The organism is Acinetobacter sp. YH12138, from assembly GCF_015218525.1.
Classification (GTDB): domain Bacteria; phylum Pseudomonadota; class Gammaproteobacteria; order Pseudomonadales; family Moraxellaceae; genus Acinetobacter; species Acinetobacter amyesii.
Genome location: NZ_CP048670.1, coordinates 415,814 through 436,999 on the forward strand (window position 1 = coordinate 415,814; position 21,186 = coordinate 436,999).

The 21,186-nt window shown below is 42.4% G+C and carries 19 protein-coding genes; 9 read left to right on the plus strand and 10 right to left on the minus strand.

Going from position 1 to position 21,186, the window contains the following annotated elements; all coding sequences use genetic code 11:
- Window positions 1-93: 93 nt before the first annotated feature.
- The 5 genes from truA to asd all read right to left on the minus strand — a co-directional run bounded on the left by truA (window position 94) and on the right by asd (window position 5,986).
- On the minus strand, window positions 94-891 hold the full coding sequence (gene truA / locus G0029_RS01980) for a tRNA pseudouridine(38-40) synthase TruA (RefSeq protein WP_078189716.1): 798 nt from the start codon (window positions 889-891) through the stop codon (window positions 94-96).
- Window positions 892-907: 16 nt separating this feature from the next.
- Window positions 908-1,870, minus strand: a complete 963-nt coding sequence (locus G0029_RS01985) for an asparaginase domain-containing protein (RefSeq protein ID WP_180106413.1) — start codon at window positions 1,868-1,870, stop codon at window positions 908-910.
- 49 nt (window positions 1,871-1,919) lie between these two features.
- On the minus strand, window positions 1,920-3,215 hold the full coding sequence (locus G0029_RS01990) for a fimbrial protein FimV (RefSeq protein WP_180106253.1): 1,296 nt from the start codon (window positions 3,213-3,215) through the stop codon (window positions 1,920-1,922).
- A 75-nt stretch (window positions 3,216-3,290) separates the two neighbouring features.
- Window positions 3,291-4,724, minus strand: a complete 1,434-nt coding sequence (locus G0029_RS01995) for a hypothetical protein (RefSeq protein ID WP_180106255.1) — start codon at window positions 4,722-4,724, stop codon at window positions 3,291-3,293.
- Between the two features lie 143 nt (window positions 4,725-4,867).
- Window positions 4,868-5,986, minus strand: coding sequence for an aspartate-semialdehyde dehydrogenase (gene asd / locus G0029_RS02000; protein ID WP_111884081.1), 1,119 nt, complete (start codon window positions 5,984-5,986; stop codon window positions 4,868-4,870).
- Window positions 5,987-6,171: 185 nt separating this feature from the next.
- Here asd and G0029_RS02005 point away from each other — a divergent pair, with 185 nt between their 5' ends.
- The gene (locus G0029_RS02005; protein ID WP_180062918.1) at window positions 6,172-7,299 is read left to right on the plus strand and encodes an endonuclease/exonuclease/phosphatase family protein; all 1,128 of its coding nucleotides are present in this window, start codon (window positions 6,172-6,174) and stop codon (window positions 7,297-7,299) included.
- Window positions 7,300-7,671: 372 nt separating this feature from the next.
- Window positions 7,672-7,977 carry a hypothetical protein gene (locus tag G0029_RS02010; RefSeq protein ID WP_227591855.1) on the plus strand — a complete coding sequence of 102 codons (306 nt, stop codon included), beginning with the start codon at window positions 7,672-7,674 and terminating at the stop codon, window positions 7,975-7,977.
- Window positions 7,978-8,117: 140 nt separating this feature from the next.
- On the opposite strand, the gene G0029_RS02015 is transcribed toward G0029_RS02010, so the two are convergent.
- From G0029_RS02015 to G0029_RS02030, 4 genes are all read right to left on the minus strand, one after another.
- A complete protein-coding gene (locus G0029_RS02015; protein ID WP_180007156.1) occupies window positions 8,118-9,230 on the minus strand; it encodes a glycosyltransferase family 4 protein in 1,113 nt (370 codons plus the stop codon).
- 32 nt (window positions 9,231-9,262) lie between these two features.
- Window positions 9,263-10,198 carry an LpxL/LpxP family Kdo(2)-lipid IV(A) lauroyl/palmitoleoyl acyltransferase gene (lpxL, locus tag G0029_RS02020; protein WP_180109674.1) on the minus strand — a complete coding sequence of 312 codons (936 nt, stop codon included), beginning with the start codon at window positions 10,196-10,198 and terminating at the stop codon, window positions 9,263-9,265.
- Between the two features lie 87 nt (window positions 10,199-10,285).
- The gene (locus G0029_RS02025; protein WP_180109675.1) at window positions 10,286-11,047 is read right to left on the minus strand and encodes a 3-oxoacyl-ACP reductase; all 762 of its coding nucleotides are present in this window, start codon (window positions 11,045-11,047) and stop codon (window positions 10,286-10,288) included.
- A gap of 186 nt (window positions 11,048-11,233) precedes the next feature.
- Window positions 11,234-13,138, minus strand: coding sequence for an ATP-binding cassette domain-containing protein (locus G0029_RS02030; RefSeq protein ID WP_078192744.1), 1,905 nt, complete (start codon window positions 13,136-13,138; stop codon window positions 11,234-11,236).
- A gap of 34 nt (window positions 13,139-13,172) precedes the next feature.
- On the opposite strand from G0029_RS02030, the gene G0029_RS02035 reads away from it, so the two are divergent.
- The 6 genes from G0029_RS02035 to G0029_RS02060 all read left to right on the plus strand — a co-directional run bounded on the left by G0029_RS02035 (window position 13,173) and on the right by G0029_RS02060 (window position 19,380).
- Window positions 13,173-13,418, plus strand: a complete 246-nt coding sequence (locus G0029_RS02035; protein ID WP_180024468.1) for a SlyX family protein — start codon at window positions 13,173-13,175, stop codon at window positions 13,416-13,418.
- Window positions 13,419-13,550: 132 nt separating this feature from the next.
- On the plus strand, window positions 13,551-14,552 hold the full coding sequence (locus G0029_RS02040; RefSeq protein ID WP_180024467.1) for a hypothetical protein: 1,002 nt from the start codon (window positions 13,551-13,553) through the stop codon (window positions 14,550-14,552).
- 70 nt (window positions 14,553-14,622) lie between these two features.
- Window positions 14,623-15,072 (plus strand): hypothetical protein, encoded by a 450-nt coding sequence (locus tag G0029_RS02045; protein ID WP_078189705.1) that lies wholly within the window; start codon window positions 14,623-14,625, stop codon window positions 15,070-15,072.
- A gap of 38 nt (window positions 15,073-15,110) precedes the next feature.
- Window positions 15,111-17,753: a type I DNA topoisomerase gene (topA, locus tag G0029_RS02050; RefSeq protein ID WP_078192741.1), complete on the plus strand. Its 2,643-nt coding sequence runs from the start codon at window positions 15,111-15,113 to the stop codon at window positions 17,751-17,753.
- Window positions 17,754-17,922: 169 nt separating this feature from the next.
- Window positions 17,923-18,681, plus strand: coding sequence for a hypothetical protein (locus tag G0029_RS02055; protein ID WP_180106266.1), 759 nt, complete (start codon window positions 17,923-17,925; stop codon window positions 18,679-18,681).
- A 126-nt stretch (window positions 18,682-18,807) separates the two neighbouring features.
- Window positions 18,808-19,380, plus strand: coding sequence for an HdeD family acid-resistance protein (locus G0029_RS02060; RefSeq protein WP_180106268.1), 573 nt, complete (start codon window positions 18,808-18,810; stop codon window positions 19,378-19,380).
- Between the two features lie 78 nt (window positions 19,381-19,458).
- Here G0029_RS02060 and G0029_RS02065 read toward each other — a convergent pair whose 3' ends face one another.
- The gene (locus G0029_RS02065; protein ID WP_180106270.1) at window positions 19,459-19,908 is read right to left on the minus strand and encodes a carboxymuconolactone decarboxylase family protein; all 450 of its coding nucleotides are present in this window, start codon (window positions 19,906-19,908) and stop codon (window positions 19,459-19,461) included.
- A gap of 83 nt (window positions 19,909-19,991) precedes the next feature.
- On the opposite strand from G0029_RS02065, the gene G0029_RS02070 reads away from it, so the two are divergent.
- Window positions 19,992-21,122 (plus strand): glycerate kinase, encoded by a 1,131-nt coding sequence (locus G0029_RS02070; protein ID WP_180106272.1) that lies wholly within the window; start codon window positions 19,992-19,994, stop codon window positions 21,120-21,122.
- Window positions 21,123-21,186 lie beyond the last annotated feature (64 nt).

Below are 21,186 nucleotides of genomic sequence, written 5' to 3' on the forward strand. Positions count from 1 at the left end.
CCTTTTTCAAAGGGGGACTTTCATTTTAAAGCTTAGCAATAATGGAGAAAATGACACTCCTCCCACTGTGAAAGTGAGGTTGGGAGGGATTGTTTATTCAGGCATATTTAGCCAATGTGGTCCTAACGGAACTTGAGGAAGTTCAAACTGAGCTGGATAGTCTGCATGGATAAAATATAGTCCATCGGGTGGTGCGGTGACACCTGCTGCTTTACGATCTTCAGCAGCAAAAATATCGTCAATATGGTCAACGTCATACATACCTTGCCCAATTTCCAACAAACAGCCCATGATGTTACGCACCATATGATGTAAAAAACCATCGGCCTGAATATCTAGGACCAAGTAGCATCCGTGTTGGATCAGACGGCAATGGCTGACATGACGAACAGGCTGATTGGACTGACAGGCTGCGGCACGGAAGCTTTCGAAATTATGAGTGCCTTCAAATTTGGCCGCGGCACGTTGCATTTTTAGCACATCTAGCTTGGCATAAACATGAGTCACTTGCTTGTGCAGTAAAGCTGGACGTTGTGGATTGTTATAGACCACATAGCGATAACGGCGCGCTTGCGCCTTAAAGCGGGCATGGAAGTCCTGATCCATTTCCTTAATCCATTGGATGGAAATATCACGGGGTAATTGGCTATTACTGCCCATTAACCATCCACGAATGGGACGAATCGCCTGAGTATCGAAATGTGCCACCATATTGGTTGCATGGACGCCCGCATCTGTTCTGCCAGCGCCGTGCAACATGATTGGCTCATTGGCCACTTTACTGAGGACGGTTTCAATGGTTTCTTGCACGCTTGGTACGCCCGGTTGCTGAGTTTGCCAGCCCTTGTATTGCATGCCACAAAACTCAATCCCAATCGCAAAACGTTGCATAGTTACCTCAAATGACTTAATCGTTCCAATGCGCAGTCCAGTCTGCGGCACTGCCGTATTGTAAATACATTTTCAAACATTTGGCATAAAGATCTGCATGACCCAAACAATAGCTTAGTAATATTCCACTGTCTTTGACCCAGTCACTCACAGCATAGCGTTGATCTATACCGCCATGAACAACCTGTGTACTTAAAATAATTTTGCAATTTTTTTGTTGTATAGCCTTCAATACATTGAGTAATTCAGCATCAACGGCAATGTTGCCTGTACCAAAACCTTGCAAAATTAAAACATCTGGCGTGTGTGTAAGCAGGATGGCTAAATTTTGACTGTGTAGATCAGTTGCTATCGGTTGCCACATCCAATTCAGGCAATTGAAATGAGCTGCTTTGTCTAAATCATTGGCTTGAACAATATACGGCGATGTCAGCATTGAAAGTGGCTGTGTGGCTGGCAGCCCATCAAAGGCTTTCAGATCGGTTGTATGTACTTTTAGTGCGGATTGAGCATGCATTAATTGATGATGAAAGGCCAAATAAACCCCAACACTCGATTGGTGTACCGATTCCAATGCAAAATTTAAATTGTAGATGGCATCGGTAAATTCACGGGTGTTGTCACCAGCCACATTAAACAGCGGATATTGGCTGCCTGTTAGCACGATATGAGCAGACTGTGCCATAAAGTGTGCAAGTACTGCGCCGGCATAGCTAAGCGTGTCTGTGCCATGAATAATTACGAAATGCTGAAATTGTTGTAATTGTAAACTTTGAATTTGTTGGATCAGTGCCAGCCAGTCGGGTGCAGTACAAGCACTACTGTCACGAATGACAGGTGCAACAAAACATTCAATGTTTAGGTGTAGTGGCAGCACATGCTGTAATTTAGGTAAAAACGCATTCGCTGGCATGGGGCTTAAAGGTTCACCGATACAACCGAAGGTACCACCCATATAAATAAGAGCAATTTTTTTCATCATAAAAAAAGCAGCCTTGAAAGACTGCTTTAGTTTAAATCGCTTTTGCTTAAGATGCGATTTGATTCAGTAACTGATCTACTTGTTGACGCTGAGCTGAAGAAAACTCAGCCTCTTTTTCAGTTAAAATTTCACGTGCAGCGTCATAAGCACCTAGTTTGATGTATTGCGCTGCCAATTCAAGATTCAATTCAATTTCATTGACTTCAACCAGTTCAGGGAAAGATTTAACCAATGGATCGTTTTGGTCTGTAGCAGATGGGGTTGACGGTGTGCCTAAACCGCTAATGTCAAAACTCACACCACTTGAAGCAAGTGCGGGAGGTTTTTCTTCAGGTGTAGACTCTAAGTTAAACTCTGTTGCAGGAGCAACAACCGCTTCTTCTGTTTTTGCTGTTTCAAAAGCACCTAAGTCAAAGTTTAAGGTTGGAGCTTCAACTTTGTTTTCTTCTACAGCTGGTTTTTCTGTTGTAAATGAAAAATCTAAAGGCTCGATTTTTTCTTCTACAGTTTCTGTTTTGGTTTCAGCCGCAGCTTCAGTGCTTGGGGCAAAGTCCATTACAAAATCAATCGGTTTGATTTCTTCAACGGCAGGAGATGGCTGAGCAATCTCTTCGGTTTTCGGTGTTGCTTCAAGTGCGGGTTCTGGTGAAATTGAAAGCGTGTCAAATTCAAGCGGCTGTATTTTTTCAGCAGGAGCACTTTCAACTGGGGTAGAAATGTCTGCTTTTGCAGGCGTTTCAGTGGTGAAATTAAACTCTAGAGGCTTTTGTTCTTCAGAGATTGGTTTAGTTGGCGCTGAATTCATGAGCGCATCAAAATCTGAGGTATTGTTTGTAATTTTAGGAGTTGATGATGTAGAAGAATGATGAATCGCAATATCTTCATCAACATGTGAATTGTCAAACTCTACTTTTTTTGCTTCAGCTTGTTCTAAAATTTCATCGAGTTCAAGTGAACGAATATGGCTCAGCAATTGGCTGATGGCAAATTCGTCTTTTTGTAAAATGTGAATATCTAATAGATATAGGTATAACTCATGTTGTGAGTTGTCACGTTTTAACGATTGATTGATTTGCGCTTCAGCAGAAAAGAAATTACGTTCTGCAATTAATTTTTCAATTTTGCCACGAGCTTCTGTCGTTAATGGTGTCATTGATTTTTTTTCAATGACACTGTTTTCAACCACTTGAGTTTTCTTCGGAGTCGCTTTAGCTGAAACACCCGTTTTCTTGGTTTTAGTGGATGTTGGTTTGGCTTTATCTGATTCTTGATCTTTTTGGCGTTTGTTTAAAAAAACCAATACGATCACTAAGATCACTAATGGAATCACATAAATCAGCATGTTTTAACCCCTTGGAGATAGAGCGATATAAAGTTGCACTCATCTCTATAAAATCTTGATTGGTAACGTTTTAGTTTATTGGCTTCTTTTATCTGCTTGTTGAGCTTTCAACTGTTGTTGCAGTTGAGCAAGACGAGCATTTAATAATTGAATTCTGTGATCCTTTTGATTTAGCGCCAATTCTAATTGAGTTACGTTTCTCTGTAATTTAACGGTTTTTTCACGAGATGTCATAACTTTTAATGACAACTCTTTCGAAGTTTTATTCTTTTCTGCTGCACTGTTGGCAGAAGATTGTGTCGAATCGTGCGCTTTCTCTGCCACCAGACTCATTTCAGCTTGATTCAGGCGGTATTTGGTTTTGCCTGACTGCTTCGAAGGCACTTTGGCAAGTTCTGCAGCAGAGACTTTTACAGGCTGTTTTGCTTGCTGCATACCATGCAGATTTAAGGCCGCACCACGGCGCAGACGGTTTACATCGCCCTGAATGAATGCATGTTCGTTGCTGTTTTTAATCTGTTGCATGACTTCAGAGACAGGGCGGTTTTGTTCTGTCGCAATACGTGAGGCAATCCCCCAAAGGCTTTCATTTGAGCGAACCACATATTTTGCCGCAGGTGTTGCTGTTGATGCAGCTGCAGTACTTGTTGGTTTTGGTGTAGATGCTGTTGGAGCTGTCGTTGTTGGATTTTCACGTTTTTGTGCTGCCTGCTCCGCAGCAAATTTTTGTGCCAATGGGTCTTTAGATCTTGCAGTTGATGCTGTTGCAGTTTGTGTGGCTTGCATTTCTGAACTGACAGAGCCGGTCGAATTGGTTTTTGTAACTTGCGAAATTGATGTTTCAGCACCTGATGAAGTACTTCCGCTATGTTGCTCCGCAGGCGTAACACTATAATTTTGTGCATGCGTGACAGATTCAATCGCAACAGGCATTGACGTTGCTAATTGTGCTAACTGTGGAGGTGCTTTGGTACTGAGTAATAAGGGTTGTTCTGCAGCTACGGGTGCTTTTGCGGTATACAGTGTGCTAACAGGTAAATTTAAGGCAATATCTTTTTCATTTACAATAACGACAGGTGCTAAAGCACGCTCATTGGCACGTGTTTGATTCGCATTCGACGGCGCTGGATTGCGTTTTAATGGTGTGCGAATTTGTTGCAGGCGTGAAGCATTACCTTCTTTAATATTAACAATAAAATTAAGCTCAGCATCGGTCACTGGACGCGAAGAGGTAATGGTAATTACCCCATTGCCCGCACCATCACGACGCGTAAAGAAGTTTAAATGCCCCGGTGGTTGATGCCCTGTACCCATACTCAACAAATCTTCTGCCGTGGCTAAACTTGCACTGAGCGGCACAGATGTATTTGAGTGGCGAAAATGAATCTCAGCGTACAGCAATTCCCCGGGTGCTGACTGGACTTGTACAGGATCAATGCTGATCGCTTGAATGTTTTGAGATGCAATAACGGCTAAAATGGCGATCTTTAATTTGTTATATACGGTCATCTTAATCTTTAGCTCGAATATATGTCGCATGGCGAAAATTATAGATTAGCGAGTTGTCAAAGAATTGTAAAATATTTACACGACAGTTACATAAAAAAGCCGATCAATTGTGATCGGCTTCCTGTTCATAGACTTAAAAATGCTTAAGCAGTTTTATAATCAATGAGAATTCTTAGCATACGGCGTAAAGGTTCAGCAGCACCCCAAAGCAATTGGTCACCCACAGTGAATGCGCCTAGGTATTCTTTACCCATGTTGAGCTTACGGAGACGACCAACTGGAACAGACAAGGTGCCAGTTACAGCAACAGGAGTCAGATCAGTCATTGAAGCTTCACGCGTATTTGGAACCACTTTAGACCAATCGTTGGCACTTGCGATGATATCTTCGATTTCATCCAATGGAACATCTTTACGAAGTTTTAAAGTCAATGCTTGAGAGTGACAACGCATTGCACCAATACGTACACAGTGTCCATCGATTGGAACGATTTGCTGGTTGCCTAAGATCTTGTTGGTTTCAACTTGACCTTTCCATTCTTCTTTCGACTGACCGCTTTCAAGTTGTTTGTCGATATAAGGAATGAGCGAACCTGCTAAAGGCACACCGAAGTTTGCAGATGGGAAACCTTCGCCACGTTGTAACTGTGCAATTTTAGAATCGATATCTAAAATTGGTGAACGTGGGTCATCTAGCAAATCTTTGGTATTGTTGTACAAGTAGCCCATACCTGAAATCAGTTCACGCATGTTTTGCGCGCCTGCACCAGAAGCCGCTTGATATGTCATTGAGGTTGCCCATTCCACTAAATTATTTTGGAATAGACCGCCTAAACCCATTAACATTAATGAAACCGTACAGTTACCGCCCACGAAGGTTTTTGTACCTTTCACTAAGCCGTCTTTGATTACGTTCATGTTTACTGGGTCAAGTACGATGATCGCTTCATCATCCATACGTAAAGTCGATGCAGCATCGATCCAGTAACCATTCCAGTTTTCAGCTTTAAGCTTAGGGAAAACTTCAGTCGTATAATCGCCACCTTGGCAGGTGATAATGACATCCATTTGCTTCAGACTATCAATGTCCGTTGCATCCATAAGTGCTGGGGCAGTCTTACCACCAAACGCAGGGGCTTCACCACCTGCATTACTGGTAGAAAAGTAAAACGGTTCGAAATGAGCGAAATCGTTTTCTTCAACCATACGTTGCATAAGGACGGAACCAACCATCCCGCGCCAACCGACCAGACCTACTTTCATGTCACTTTGCCTCGGTGCGTTAAAAAAATAAAAAGGGGGTTCGAGTGTACCAAAAGGGCGCATAACTGCAAGCGCTACATAATGAAAACACCAATAATATTGTGCAATATATCTTGTTTATGTTACATGCAAAACTGATATAAATTTATGAATCAATAAAAAATAAAGAATATAAGGGAGGCGTAATGATTTGGATTGAAATACTGGCAGGCTTCGTCATTTGGTTGACATTTTGGTCACTCATACCACGAGATGAATGGTGGTTTCGTGGTGCAGATTTTCCGCGTCTGCAAATCTTGGCTTTGGGCATATTTGCCTTCATAGGCTTAATTTTATGGAATGCTGAATGGGACTTGGCGCGTGAAATCATTTTAATTGGGTTGATTGCTGCCTTGGCATATCAATTAAAAATGGTTTTGCCTTATACCTTTATTTGGAAAAAACAAGTCAAAAAAGTTCGTTCAGACCAGTTAGATAAACAGAAACAAATTTCAATCATTGTCTCAAATGTACTTACGCCGAATACTCAATATCACTTATTATTGGCACAAATACAAAAGCATCAACCTGACTTAGTACTCACGCTAGAAACAGATCAAACTTGGCAAAATGAATTGGCAGTGATTGAAGCTGATTATCCTTATCGCGTACCCGTACCTTTGGATAATTTGTATGGGATGCATTTGTATAGCAAGTTAGAACTTAGTGAAACTGAAGTCAAATTTATTCTCAGTGATGAAATTCCTTCGATCCATACCCGAGTCACCTTAGCATCAGGAAATCAGGTTCAACTGTATTGTTTACATCCCAAACCGCCAAGTCCAACAGAAGCCAAAGATTCAACTTTACGCGATGCAGAATTGCTGATTGTGGGCGATCAGATTAAAGATTTAGATGAAAGTTGCATCGTTATGGGGGACCTGAATGATGTGGCATGGTCACGTACTACACGACTCTTTCAACGAATCAGTGGGCTTTTAGACCCACGTGTTGGACGGCATTTCGTAAATACCTTTCATGCCAATTATCCACTGCTGCGTTGGTCGCTCGACCATATTTTTCATAGTACAGATTTTGCATTGGTACACATGGAACGCTTGCCCAATATCGGTTCAGACCATTTTCCAGTCTATGTGGTGCTGCAAACAGGCAGGGTATTTGAGCAAATCCAAGAAGAATTAGAGCAAACAGATGAAGATGAACAAGAAGCGCAAGAGGCAATTCAGGAGGGTATAGAAAAAGCTGAGAAAGAGGAGAAGATTGTGACCGATGAAATCGCCCATGATTATAAGGATGGTACGAAGGCACCTTGATTTTGTTTGATTTAAGAGAAAAGTGTAAGAAATAGCTTACACAGCTTTCGGCTTCTGACGAATGGTCAGGTCAAGTGTATTGACTTATTCTTTGTTCATCGGCACATGGAACTGGGAACGGAACATCCCACTAAGGAAGACGAAGCCGATGGAAGCATCACGGAACGGATGCAGGAAAGGAAAGCCAATAAAAAATAAAAAGAATACTTGTGAAAGCACAACCTCATAGACCCGAGTTTTGCAGGATGCAGAACTCGGGTTTTGCTTTTGTGATATAGAATTTTTTGCTTTTCTTTTGATCAATTTCTTTATACAGTGTGCCAAGAAAAAAAACGATGAATTTCTAATAAAAATATAGGTATGAGACGTTCTATGCTGTCCGAATGGCACCAAAAAATATTGCAGATTACACACTTATCCACCGATGCACTTTCCATTTACCTTGGCTTAATCCTGTTCTTTTTTGTGGCCTTTTGCCATCACCGCCAATTGAAATCACATTATGCGATTTGGACGGTTGTGGTCGTTGCAGTGGGGTTGGAATTGTTTAATGCACGGCATGATATTTTAGATAGAGGCTATTGGCGTATAGGGCAAAGTTTGCAACATATTTTGAATGTCTTGTTACTTCCAATGATCCTTTGGTTGATGGCCCGATACCGTGTATGGAAGGATTAAATCGCCAGTTAAAAAATCCTAATAGAAAAAAAGATATTGTGAAATTCACAATATCCTTTCTAGATGCTGATCTAGGTGCTTAATTAAAAAAATTTTCCGAGCGCTATCCTGCACAGCAAATATCTATGGTGTGTAGTCAATTAAGCTGAATGCTGAGAGGCTACTTGCGTATACAACTCCAAAGTCTGGTCACACATCTCTTTTAAACTAAACATGCTGATAGGCTGCACGTGTTGTGGTTGGTCTAAATGCAACTTTAAGGTTTCGAGTAATTGGGTTTCATCATCGACAGTGACTAAACCTTGCGGATAGACATTCGATAAAATTTCAGCTACGCCACCACGGTTCCAACCGATCACAGGTGTACCTACAGACAGTGCTTCGAGTACAGTCCGTCCAAAGGTTTCCGCTTGGCTCGACAAAGATAAAACCAAATCGCTAAAAGCTAACCATTCACGGATATCTGAACGATGACCGACAAAAGTAATCCGATCACTCAGCCCTTTAGCCGCAATACTGTCTTGCATTTCTTGTAAATAAGCCGCTTTTTTCGGATCTGCACCACCGACCACTACCGCATGTACGTCGGGATACTGTGTTTGTAGCTGTTCCATTAAATGGATCAGGGTTTCATGACCTTTCAAACGGGTGATACGGCCTGGTAAGCAAATCAGACGCTTATTTTCTAGTTCAGGGAAATCTTTTAGGGTTTGATTGAGCCACTGTGCTGAGGGTTGATAGCCATGTGGAAAAGCCGCAGGGTCAATGCCACGATAAATACGCACAATGTCCTTAGTAGGACAGTTTTTGTAGTTGTCCGTGATGTATTTGACAACACTATCCGAGACCGCAATAACTTTTTCAGCCTGCGTCATGATTTGACTATAGCGATTAATCGAATAAAAACCATGTACAGTTGAAATCAGGTGAGGTCGCTTGTTTGCAGGAATCCCTTTGAGGGCAAAATGCGTGAGCCACGCAGGGACACGTGAGCGCACATGCACGATGTCTGGTTGATGTTGCTCAATCAGTTTACGTAGAGGACGAATTTGCCATAAGCTTGATAAGGCTTTTTTATGGATTGCGAGCGTGAGGTGAGTTGAACCTTCAGCTTCCAATTGAGTTACCATGCGACCACCATTTGAAACCACTAAGGACTCATGACCGGCGGTCACTAAAGCACGAGCTATTTCTAAGGTTCCTCGCTCGACACCACCACTGTTCAATTCAGGTAAAAGCTGCATTACTTTCATAGCATTTCTCTTTTTTATGTGCTGAGTTGAACTCAATAGATTTTGTCATAGCCTTGTGGGCGGGTTTTAAAGCGGCGATGGAACCACATGTATTGTGTCGGTGCGATTCGTAGCTGATTTTCAATAATTTTATTGGTTCGAATAGCATCCGAAACTTCATCTTCACTCGGAAAATTATCCAAAGCAGGTTCAATCAGCACATGATATTGAGGGTTGCTGATGTCGCCATCGCGATAAAAATACAACGGGATCGCCACGGCTTTAGCAATTTTTAATAAGCGACGATGTGCAGTAACAGTGGCTGCGGGAGTACCAAAAAACGGTGCCATGACCCCTTGTTTTAAACCAAAGTCCTGATCAGGACTGTACCAAATGGCATGGCCATTTTTCAGATTGCGAATCAAGCCACGCATATCGTCATGGTCGATTTGGTTGGCATAGATGGTGGCACGGCAACGCACAATCAACATATCCAACAGCGGATTATTTTGCGGACGATAAACCACATCCGGCTCAAAGAACTGTGCGCATAAATAGCCACCTGCATCGAGCAGGGTAGAATGTGTGCCGAGGAGTAAAATACCTTTGCCTTCAGCTTGTGCATTTTGAATATGTTCTAAGCCTTCAATTTGCACCCGATTTTTGAACCACTGCGGGCTGTACCATGCATTTAAGGTTTCAAAAATACCAATCATTTGGTCGATAAAAACCTGTCTTGCATTAGCTTCAATCTGTTCTGCCGTCCATTCAGGAAAGCAAACTTCCAAGTTGCGAATCGTGGTTTTACGACGTGATTTGAGATTGTTAAATGCGACAGAACCGAGGAATTGCCCAAGGCGATACTGAATTGCCCATGGAAGAATCGCCAAAATCATAAGAAATACAATCCCTATCCATATTCCCCAATACTGAGGAAGTAAGAAAGACCATTGGAATTTTCCGGGTTGATATGTTGGCTTTTGACTCATAGGGCTAAATCAAAGATTAAAAAATAGGGTTCAGTTTAGCATGAAGCTGAATTGAAAGAGAAAGTTCAACCTCATGCAGCATCAGACTTAACCCTTGACTAAACCGCCATCGACAATCAAATTCTGCCCTGTGACCGCACGTGAGTAAGGGGACAAGAACATCATGATGGCCGCAGCAAATTCTTCAGGCGTGGTCACTGTGCGTAAAGGTGTCGATGCCGCGATTAAATCAAACACGGCATCGGGTGTCGCTTTACTGGCATCGGTGCTTTGTAATAAGCCACCTGAAAGCATATTCACATTAATGCCAAACTCACCCAGCTCATGCGCCGCTGTGCGAGTGAAGGCCAAAAGTGCCGCTTTTGCTGCAGTGTAGTCGTGGTAAGGCACGACAGGGTTTTGTACTAGGTTGGTACCAATATTCACAATGCGACCAAAACCCTGTGCTTTCATCTTGGGAAGCGCCGCTTGAGTGGTGTTGAGTGCAGCGACGACTGCTCCATCAAACTGTTGCTGTAAGTGCTGTGCAGTCAGTTCTTCAATTTTAGGACGGGCATCGCCATTAAATTGAAAATGGATGAGGGCATTATTTACGACAGAGGTGATCGCGGTACCAAAATGTACTTCCGCCGCCGCAAAAAGCTGTTCTACTTGAGCTTTATCGGTGACATCTGCTTGATAGGCAAACACTTGCTGAGGAAATGCGGTCGCCAACTGTTCTGCTGCAGTTTGACTGGATAGATAGTTCACGACCACGCGTGCGCCTTCAGCAATTAACGTTTGGCTAATTGCCAAACCGAGGCCACGTGCGCCCCCTGTAACCAAGACAATTTGATCTGAAATTTGCATGCTCGTGACTCAATCTTATGTTGAACGTCACCATAGCAAGCTTTTCACATTAGCGGAATCGTCTTTACAAACGCTGTATGCTCCAATTTAAAACAGCGTCATTTAGGTTAGCCATCCAGTCGAGTCATATGACATAAAAAAAGCCGTATCGAAATACGGCTTTTTCTGTATGGAATCTTTGTGGACTTAGCCTTTAGCAAGTGTTTCTAGCTCATCTAGACGTTCCATTTTTTCCAGCATTTCGTCATCAATTTCAGCTAGACGCTGTGATGCTTTGGTCGCAGCATCGGCGTCAGTCATAAACCAAGAACCGTCAGCTAATTTTTCAGACAATTCAGCTTGCTCTTGTTCCAATGCTTCAATTTCAGTCGGCAGTTGTTCTAGGGCACGTTGGTCTTTATAGCTGAGCTTGACTTTTTTAGGCACGGCAGCGGCAGCCGCGGCTTCGGCTTTAGCCATGGCTTTTTTCACATCGCTTTTTTGATCCACGACAGTTTGGTCAGGACGCTGTTCCAAATAGTCTTGGTAACCTCCGATGTATTCATCGATTTGACCTTTACCATCAAAGACCCAAGTTGATGTCACCACGTTGTCCATAAAGGCACGGTCATGCGAAATCAGTAACAGTGTGCCTTTGTAAGCGCTGAGCATTTCTTCCAACAGTTCAAGAGTTACCATATCCAAGTCGTTGGTCGGTTCGTCCATCACGATAAGGTTCGATGGTTTCAGTAGCAGTTTAGCCAACAGAATACGGTTACGCTCACCCCCAGAAAGTGCTTTGACTGGTGTACGTGCGCGTTCTGGAGAGAATAAGAAGTCTTGTAAATAACTGTAGATGTGACGACGGCTACCATTGACATCGACATGGTCTGAGCCTTCAGAGACGTTATCTTTCACTGATTTTTCAAGATCAAGTGCATTTCGAAGCTGATCAAAGTAAGCAACTTCAAGCTGTGTACCTGTTTTTACTGTACCAGTATGTTCTTGCTCACCCAAAATAGCTTTGATAAGAGTGGTTTTACCCACACCGTTGTCACCGACTAAGCCGATACGGTCACCACGTAATACCAGTGCCGAGAAATCTTTGATGATTGGCGCGCTGTTGCCAAATTGCACAGCTAAGTTTTCAATTTCAAAGACCACTTTACCTGAGCGCTGCGCATCTTGCGTTGCCATGCTCACTTTGCCTTGTTGTGAACGACGTGCTTTAGACTCTTCACGCAACGCTTTTAAGGCACGAACACGACCTTCGTTACGGGTACGACGCGCTTTAATGCCCTGACGAATCCACACTTCTTCTTCAGCGAGTTTTTTATCGAATAGCGCATTTTGCTTTTCTTCCGCTTCCATTTGCTGAGCTTTGAGTTCGAGGTAACGTGAATAGTTGCCTTCATAGCTACGCAAAATGCCGCGGTCAAGTTCCACAATACGGGTTGCGATACTATCGACAAATGAACGGTCATGCGAAATAAACAACAGGGTTAAGTTGTTTTGATCAAGCAGGAATTTTTCGAGCCATTCAATACTTTCAACGTCCAAATGGTTAGTTGGTTCGTCGAGTAGCAATACATCGGGCTGCGTTAAGAGAGCACGTGCCAATAGAACACGACGCTTACGACCACCAGACAAATCTGCAAGGTCAGCTTCTGGGTCTAGGCCCATTTTACTGAGGATGGCATTCACTTTAGTTTCAAGTGACCAGCCATCCATTTGATCCATCTGATGTTGTAGGTTACCCATGCGCTCACAGGCGTCCATATCACCGAGTACGCAGGCTTCGCTGGCTTCATGATAAGCACGCAGTACAGTAGCAGCTTCACCTGCACCATCGGCTACAATATCAGCGACTTTGCCCGAATCCATGGGTACATCTTGAGCAAGCATTGAAATCGTAATGCCATTTTGCAATGAAACTTCACCGCCATCTGGCAATAAAGTTCCCTCAATCAGTTTAAGTAAAGTAGACTTACCTTCACCATTACGACCGATTAGACACACTCGCTCGCCACGTTCTAAACTGAAGTTCGCGCCGTCGAGTAGGGAAGGTCCGCCAAATGCAAGCTGGACGTCCCTTAAAGTAATATAGGCCATAATGTTTCCTGAAATCTTATATGAGGAGTGTAAATTGACTACACAACAAAATCTTGATGAACAGGCGTCATTTTCCGCACCCATTGAAGATTTGCAAGTCCGAATTGCATTTTTAGATGATTTAGTTGACCAACTGAATGATCAAGTTGCGCGTCAAAACGCCGAAATTGCTGATTTAAAGAAACAAATGCAGATTTTGTATCGTCGTATTGAATCGGCAGATTTATCTGAAGGTATTGCGGCATTTGACCCAATGACTAACCGCCCACCGCATTATTAATGTCACTATTGAATGACAGGCAGATGACGAATCAGCGCCAAAGCTGTGGATTGGTGTAAATTTATTTGACCTTTTGCAGCGTGACAGGTCTAATGCACCGCATCTGCTGATCGAAACCCATTATTTCATCTCATGAGTCAAAAAGTTGTCCTGCTAGATTTGGAAAATAACCCGCCCACAGCAAATCTATTGCGCAATATCATTGAACATTACAGTACTTTGTATGTGTTTAGCTGCAGCGGAAAATTTGAATATGCACTTGAAGATTTGACTGAAATTGCAGGGTGGATTGCGAGTGGTCAATTGGTGGTTTTGGATATTCCAGAAACGCCGCAAAAAGAATTTGAATATGCGGTGATTGTGGGGCAACTGATGGCCTTGATGGATCCAGATGCGCATATTGAAGTGATTTCAGCAATGCCTGATATTGAATTACTGATGGAACAATTGGATGGCTCTGGACTCAGCGCACATCTTATCCAAATTCAGTCAGAACAAGAAGTTTCACATAAAGTGAAATATAAAATTCCTGACCTGGAAACCATTCGGAATAAACCTGATTTATTACTGATTAAACACTATTGTGATGGTCTGGAAAAACTCAGTGGCAAACCCAACAGTTTGGATAAACTGAAAAACTCATTGATGAATATTTTGCAAGTCTCTAGCGAAAAAGCTCAGCATTTGGTCGGTATGTTGATCAATCTAAAAATCGTCAAACGCTTTGATGAGCAGATTTCGATTCGAAAAAAAGTACTCAAACAATGGGTGCAGCTAGATTTAAATACGACTGCTGAAACAGCATTGCCGATAAAAACAGACCTGAATGCATTTACTGCTTCACTCGAAGAACAAACCTCAAATACTGATGATACGGCGTCGATGATTCAGGCTGCACAGCAAGGCTTATTTAAAAATTTCAATAAGATTGATCCTGTGCAAATGGAAGTGATCCGAAAATTGCATGAATTAAAGTCAGATAAACCAAAAGATATCTACGCCTTACGTGATTTATTGGAGCAAATGTTCCCACAATCTGACGTTCGATTACTACTTAAAGAGTTGATCGAAAAAGGATATATCTATTGGAATGGTCACGAAGTGCTATATAGCCACGAGATGTTCCTGAATTAATTTTATCGAGTGAACTTGCGTTTTATATTGCGCTTATGCAACTCTAATAAAGGAATATAAAGGTTGTGCTATGGAAAATACTGGAATCTGGGTTACCGTTTTTATTGTGGTCTTTGTACTTGGGTCGATTTTTGGACTTCGAGTAAATCCTAGAGAAAAAGCCTTGGGCATTATGCGCGAGAAGGCGCGTAAGATGGGGCTGCACCCACGTTTAGTGGCTGCACCTGCTTGGACCAAGATTCCAATGGCATCTGAAAAGCGTGCCAGTATGGTGGCGTATTACAGTGTGCTGATTCCAGATGCGCGTTTGCCTTTAATGCGTGCTTTAGTGGTCGATGACAAACTTGAACTGGTACATGGTGATGACAAGTTCAAGGATTTAGCCATTACATTAAAGGGCATTTATGCTATTGATATGCAGGCAAACTGTGTAGGACTCTATTGGAACGAAGAATCTGACTTAAGAGCCACACAGCTTGATGATATGAAAGCATTTTTACATTCATTGGCTGAACTTTAAATTTTAAAAAACCTATTAAACAGGAATGATGGTTAACTATGGCGAACGCTCCTCGGTCCACATCTAAAAGTACCACAGCAAAATCTGCCGATGCTGGGAAAAAGCGTGCGTTAGTGATTGTGGAATCGCCTGCAAAAGCGAAAACAATCAATAAATATTTGGGCTCTGATTACATCGTGAAATCATCGGTGGGTCATGTCCGTGATTTACCTACAGGCGGCTCGAGTAAAACAGCAGAGAAAAAGCCAGTAACTCGTGCAAAATTAACTGAAGCTGAAAAAGCCAAAAAAGCACAAAAAGCTTTGGTTAATCGTATGGGTGTAGACCCTGAAAATGACTGGAAGGCACAGTACGAAGTCCTACCGGGTAAAGAACATGTTGTTGCGGAACTGAAAAAGCTTGCATCGCAAGTTGACGAGGTCTATCTCGCAACGGATATGGATAGGGAAGGAGAAGCAATTGCTTGGCATTTAAAAGAAGTCATTGGCGGTGACGACTCACGTTATCAACGTGTGGTGTTCAACGAAATTACCAAAAATGCTATTCAAGAAGCGTTTAAACATCCTTCTCGCCTCGATACAGATAAAGTCAATGCTCAACAAGCCCGTCGTTTCCTCGACCGTATTGTGGGCTTTATGATCTCGCCACTCTTATGGGAAAAAATCGCCCGTGGTTTATCGGCAGGTCGTGTACAATCTGTGGCTGTTAAACTTGTGGTTGAGCGTGAACGTGAAATTCGTGCCTTCGTTCCAGAAGAATTTTGGCAAGTTTTTGCAGATACCAAGTCGAAGAAAGACGATATCCGTTTAGAAGCGGTGAAGCAAAATGGCAAGACTTTAAAACTGCACAACAAAGCTGAAACGGATGCTTTACTGAACCTGATTAAAGATGCAGATTACACAGTTTCAGCACGTGAAGACAAACCAACCAAGGTCAATCCAAGTGCGCCATACATCACGTCTACACTGCAACAAGCAGCAAGTACACGTTTAGGTTTTTCTGTGAAGAAAACCATGATGTTGGCACAGCGCTTATATGAAGCCGGCTTTATTACTTATATGCGTACAGACTCAACATTCTTGAGTGATGACGCTGTAAATATGGTTCGTGGTCATATTGAAACTGAGTTTGGTCAAAAATATTTACCGGCTAAACCAAATCGCTACGGCAATAAAGCTGGTGCGCAAGAAGCCCATGAAGCGATTCGTCCATCAAATGTCGCGCTAAAAGGCGATAGTTTGGTGGGTGTAGAGCGTGATGCACAGCGTCTTTATGACCTGATCTGGCGTCAGTTCGTTGCATGTCAAATGACCCCTGCAGAATATTTATCATCAACGATTTTAGTTAATGCCAATGGCGTCGAACTCAAAGCCAAAGGCCGTACATTGGTCTTTGATGGTTTCACTAAAGTGCGTGGCCAAAACAAATCGGATGATGATGTACTGTTACCTGCTGTAAAAGTCGGTGAAGTACTGAAACTTGAAAAATTAGATCCATCGCAGCACTTTACTAAACCACCTGCGCGCTTCACTGAAGCATCATTGGTCAAAGAGCTTGAGAAAAAAGGGATTGGTCGTCCATCGACGTATGCTGCGATTATCTCAACCATTCAAGACCGTGGTTATGTGAAGCTTGATAACCGTCGTTTGTTCGCCGAGAAAATGGGTGAAATCGTGACAGACCGTCTCGATGAAAACTTTAATAACTTGATGAACTATGCATTCACGGCAGATCTTGAAGGTCAGCTGGATAAAGTCGCTGATGGTGATCGTAACTGGAAAGAGTTACTCAATAGCTTCTACGGTGATTTTAAAACACGCTTAACCACAGCTCAGGGTGAAAATGGCATGCGCCGTAATTTACCTGTAGAAGTGGATGCTGTGCACTGTAAAGAATGTGACCGTCCGATGCAAATTCGTACAGGGACTACCGGCGTGTTCTTGGGTTGTTCAGGTTATAACTTACCGCCAAAAGAGCGTTGTAAGGGAACTTTAAACCTGACACCTGTAGAATCATTGGCTGCATTGTCTGACGATGACTCGGCAGAAACAGCAGATTTAATGTCGAAAAAACGTTGTCCAATCTGTGAAACAGCCATGGACAGCTATGTGATTGATGGCGGTCGTAAGTTACATATCTGTGGTAATAACCCAGACTGTGCTGGTTTTGAGCTTGAAGAAGGTGAGTTCAAAATCAAAGGTTATGATGGTCCAACCATTCCGTGCGACAAATGTGATGGCGAAATGCAATTGAAGACAGGCCGTTTCGGTCCTTACTTTGCATGTAATAGCTGTGACAATACACGTAAAGTGTTGAAGAGCGGTCAGCCTGCACCTCCACGTGTAGATCCGATTAAAATGGAGCACTTACGTTCAACCAAACATGATGACTTCTTTGTTCTTCGTGATGGCGCAGCAGGTTTATTCTTAGCTGCAAGTAAGTTCCCGAAAGTACGTGAAACTCGTGCACCGAAAGTGGCTGAACTACGTTCTGTCGCAGATCAGTTGGATGCAAAATATCAGTTCATCTTACAAGCACCGGATGTCGATCCTGAAGGAAACCCAACATTGGTGAAATTCAGCCGTAAAAACCAAGCGCAATATATTGGTTCTGAAAATGCTGAAGGCAAGCAAACCAAATGGTCTTTGGTGTACCAAGATGGTAAGTGGGTTGAGGCTTAAGCTTTAAAATCAATAAAATGCTGACTTCGGTCGGCATTTTTTATGTCTTTTGATCAAGGATTTTTTAAAGTAAGTAATCGATTGAGCTTTTAAATTGAGCAAGACATTCTAAGGATGTTCTGTTTTAATTCTGAAAATAAACGCTAAAAATTAATTGAGATCTTGGGGAATGTGGAAAAAAATTCGGGTACTGTGTTTATTGCTGATTTTATTGGTTGTCGCAGTCAATGCCTATAAAGACAAAAACCAAGACTGGAGTAAACCGATCTTTGTATTGTTACATCCAATTAATGCAGATGGTCGAGAGAGCACACAAGCGTATATACAGCAGCTCTCTGTCAATGATTTAAACGATGTTCAACAATATTTACAAATGACGGCACAGAAATACCGAGGACAACCGACTTATGTGTATTTTAAGTTAGGTCGCGAGCTGAAAGTTTTACCTCCCAAAGTACCCAATGATGCTGGCATGTTGGACATTATCTTATGGAGTTTGAAATTCCGCTACTATGCTTGGCAGCAGCATGAAAATGTAGATGGTGTTTCGAGTGTCACGCTATTTTTAAATTATTACGATCCGACCCAAACCAAAGAACTTAAACATTCCACAGCTTTGGAAAATGGTCGAATTGGATCGGTGAAATTATTTGCATCGAATAAACAGACAGCGCAGAATAAAATCGTTTTAGCCCATGAGTTATTACACGCTTTTGGTGCAACGGATAAGTATGATTTGGCCACAGGTCAGCCTATCTTCCCTGTCGGCTATGCAGAACCTGAGCGGCAGCCTTTGTTTCCACAAAGTAAAGCTGAACTAATGGCTGGGCACATTCCAACTTCACAGACGCAAAGTAAAATGCCTGAAGATTTAGCTGATACTGTGGTGAGTGACGTCACAGCAATTGAAGTGGGATGGAAAAAATAATGTGGATAAAACCTATCTTATCCACAGTCTAAGTCAGCAGTGTGGATAAGATTTGGACTTTTCTTTCATTTTTCTTCATCATGAAGTTGCATAATCCATTAAATAACGAATAACTTGAGAAAAAACATGAGAACAGTAGGCAACGATTTAATTCGCAGTCAGCTCCATGAAAACCGTAAGTGGTATCTCGGTTTAGGTGCTTTATTGGTGGTCTTCGGATTGGTCCTTTTGGCAGCTTTGCCATTCGCGACAATCACTGTCATTTATATTTTTGGTGTGCTGATGATGTTAGGTGGTGTAATCCATTTCATCGCGGCATTTAAAATTTTTGAAGGCGGCTACCGCTGGTTCTGGGCACTATTTGGTGTGTTGTATATGGTCGCAGGCTATTATGCATTTACAACGCCTGTCAAAACGGCCATTGTCCTAACCAATTTATTGGCGATTATTTTGATCATTGCAGGGGTCATTCGTATCTTTAATGCTGTGCTATTTCGAGCATTTCAAGGTTGGGGATGGACACTATTTTCAGGTCTATTGACCTTGATTACGGGTGTGATCATTTTGATGTCACCTGATGCACCATTTTGGGTATTAGGATTATTCTTGGCGGTTGATATTTTATTCCAAGGGGTCAACTACCTTACTTTGGCTTCTTATATTCGACGTGAAGTGCCGAAAAGCTCGGCAGAGCAGTAAGCTGCTTGCGGATCTGATAAATAAAAAAAGAGTGCTGAGGCACTCTTTTTTTTATTCACTTTTAATGTGTACAACCCGTTAAGGTTTCACGCTATAGCGGCTACTAATGGCAATTCGGTTCCATGTGTTGATCACAATAGCCAGCCATTCCACGGCACTGATTTGCTCATCTGTTAAAAAGGGCAAAGCATCTTCATAAACTGCATCGGGAACTTGGCCTTCAGCAATTAACGTGATCGCTTCGATCAAGCTCAAAGCTGCACGTTCTTTTTCATCATAGTACGCAGTTTCACGCCATGCATTGAGTAGGCTAATACGTTCAATGCTTTCACCAGTTTTAAGTGCATCTTGTGCATGCATGCGAATACAGAACGCACATTCGTTGATTTGGGATGCACGTAGTTTGAGTAAATGGGCTAAACCTTCATTAAGACCAGCCTCATTTATTTTTTGCATTGCCAGTGCATCAAGTTCTGCGACTTTTTTATATAGCTCAGGTGCAGACTGACCTAGGTTGATTCGTGACATTTCGAACCTTTCTGATGTTTTTAGATATACCTGCTATTTTAAAACCGTTATGGTTGAGGACAAGTTTTATTTTGAGCATTTAGATGACCACTTTTGTTCTTGCGCCCGATTCATTTAAAGAAAGTATGAGTGCTCAACAAGCCTGTGACGCGATGCAGCGTGCAATTTTAAAGCTCATACCTGACGCAAATGTCATCGCTGTGCCAATGGCAGATGGCGGTGAGGGAACTGTAGATGCGTTACTCAGTGCTTGCGACGGTCAAAAAGTGGCGATAGCGCTTACAGGTCCTTTGCCCAATCAAGGTGTGACGACATATTTCGGTTTGATCGACGGTGGAAAAACTGCGGTGATTGAAATGGCAAAAGCCAATGGTATTCATCTTGTCGATATTGCTCAGCGAAATCCTTTACTGACGTCAACTTATGGTACGGGCGAAATGATCCAGGCTGCTCTAGACTTCGGAGTAAGTAAAATTATTATTGGCTTGGGCGGGAGTGTGACCAATGATGGCGGTGCAGGTATGGCGCAGGCCTTGGGGGCACAATTTTTAGATGAAAATGGCTTGGAAATAGCAGTTTGTGGTGGTTGTCTGGATCAAATTAACAGTCTTGATTTGACGCAGCTCGACTCACGTTTAACACACACAGAGATCATCATTGCTAGCGACATCATGAATCCATTATGTGGTGAAAATGGCGCATCCCATATTTTTGGCCCGCAAAAAGGCGCAACGCAGGAGATGGTGCGTCAGTTAGATCAGAACCTCAGTCATTATGCCAATGTCGTTGAAGCGACACTGGGTTGTACTTTACGTGATGTCGCAGGTGCAGGTGCTGCAGGTGGGTTAGGTTTTGGGTTGATGGCTTTTGCGGGTGCATCGATGCAATCAGGTGTGGAATTGGTCATTGAACAATGTCAGTTGAATGAAAAAATAGCACAGGCAGATTATGTGCTGACAGGTGAAGGGAAAATTGATCATCAAACTAAGTTCGGTAAAACGCCATTTGGTGTGGCGCAAGTTGCAAAAAAGTTTAATAAACCTGTGATCGCCTTTACTGGTCTAGTGGGTGAGGGGATAGCAGAACTCTATGATTTAGGTTTCACACAGATTGTTGGGATTAATCCACCAGATTGTAAGTTGGAAGATGCATTAAAAAATGCGGAACTAAATTTGGAACATTGCTGTAGAAATGTGATGAGATGTTTGAAATAAAAATCAAGGTAAAATTTATACATGCATCTAGTGAGTTTTAAGATAATCATAGTTAGAAAATATG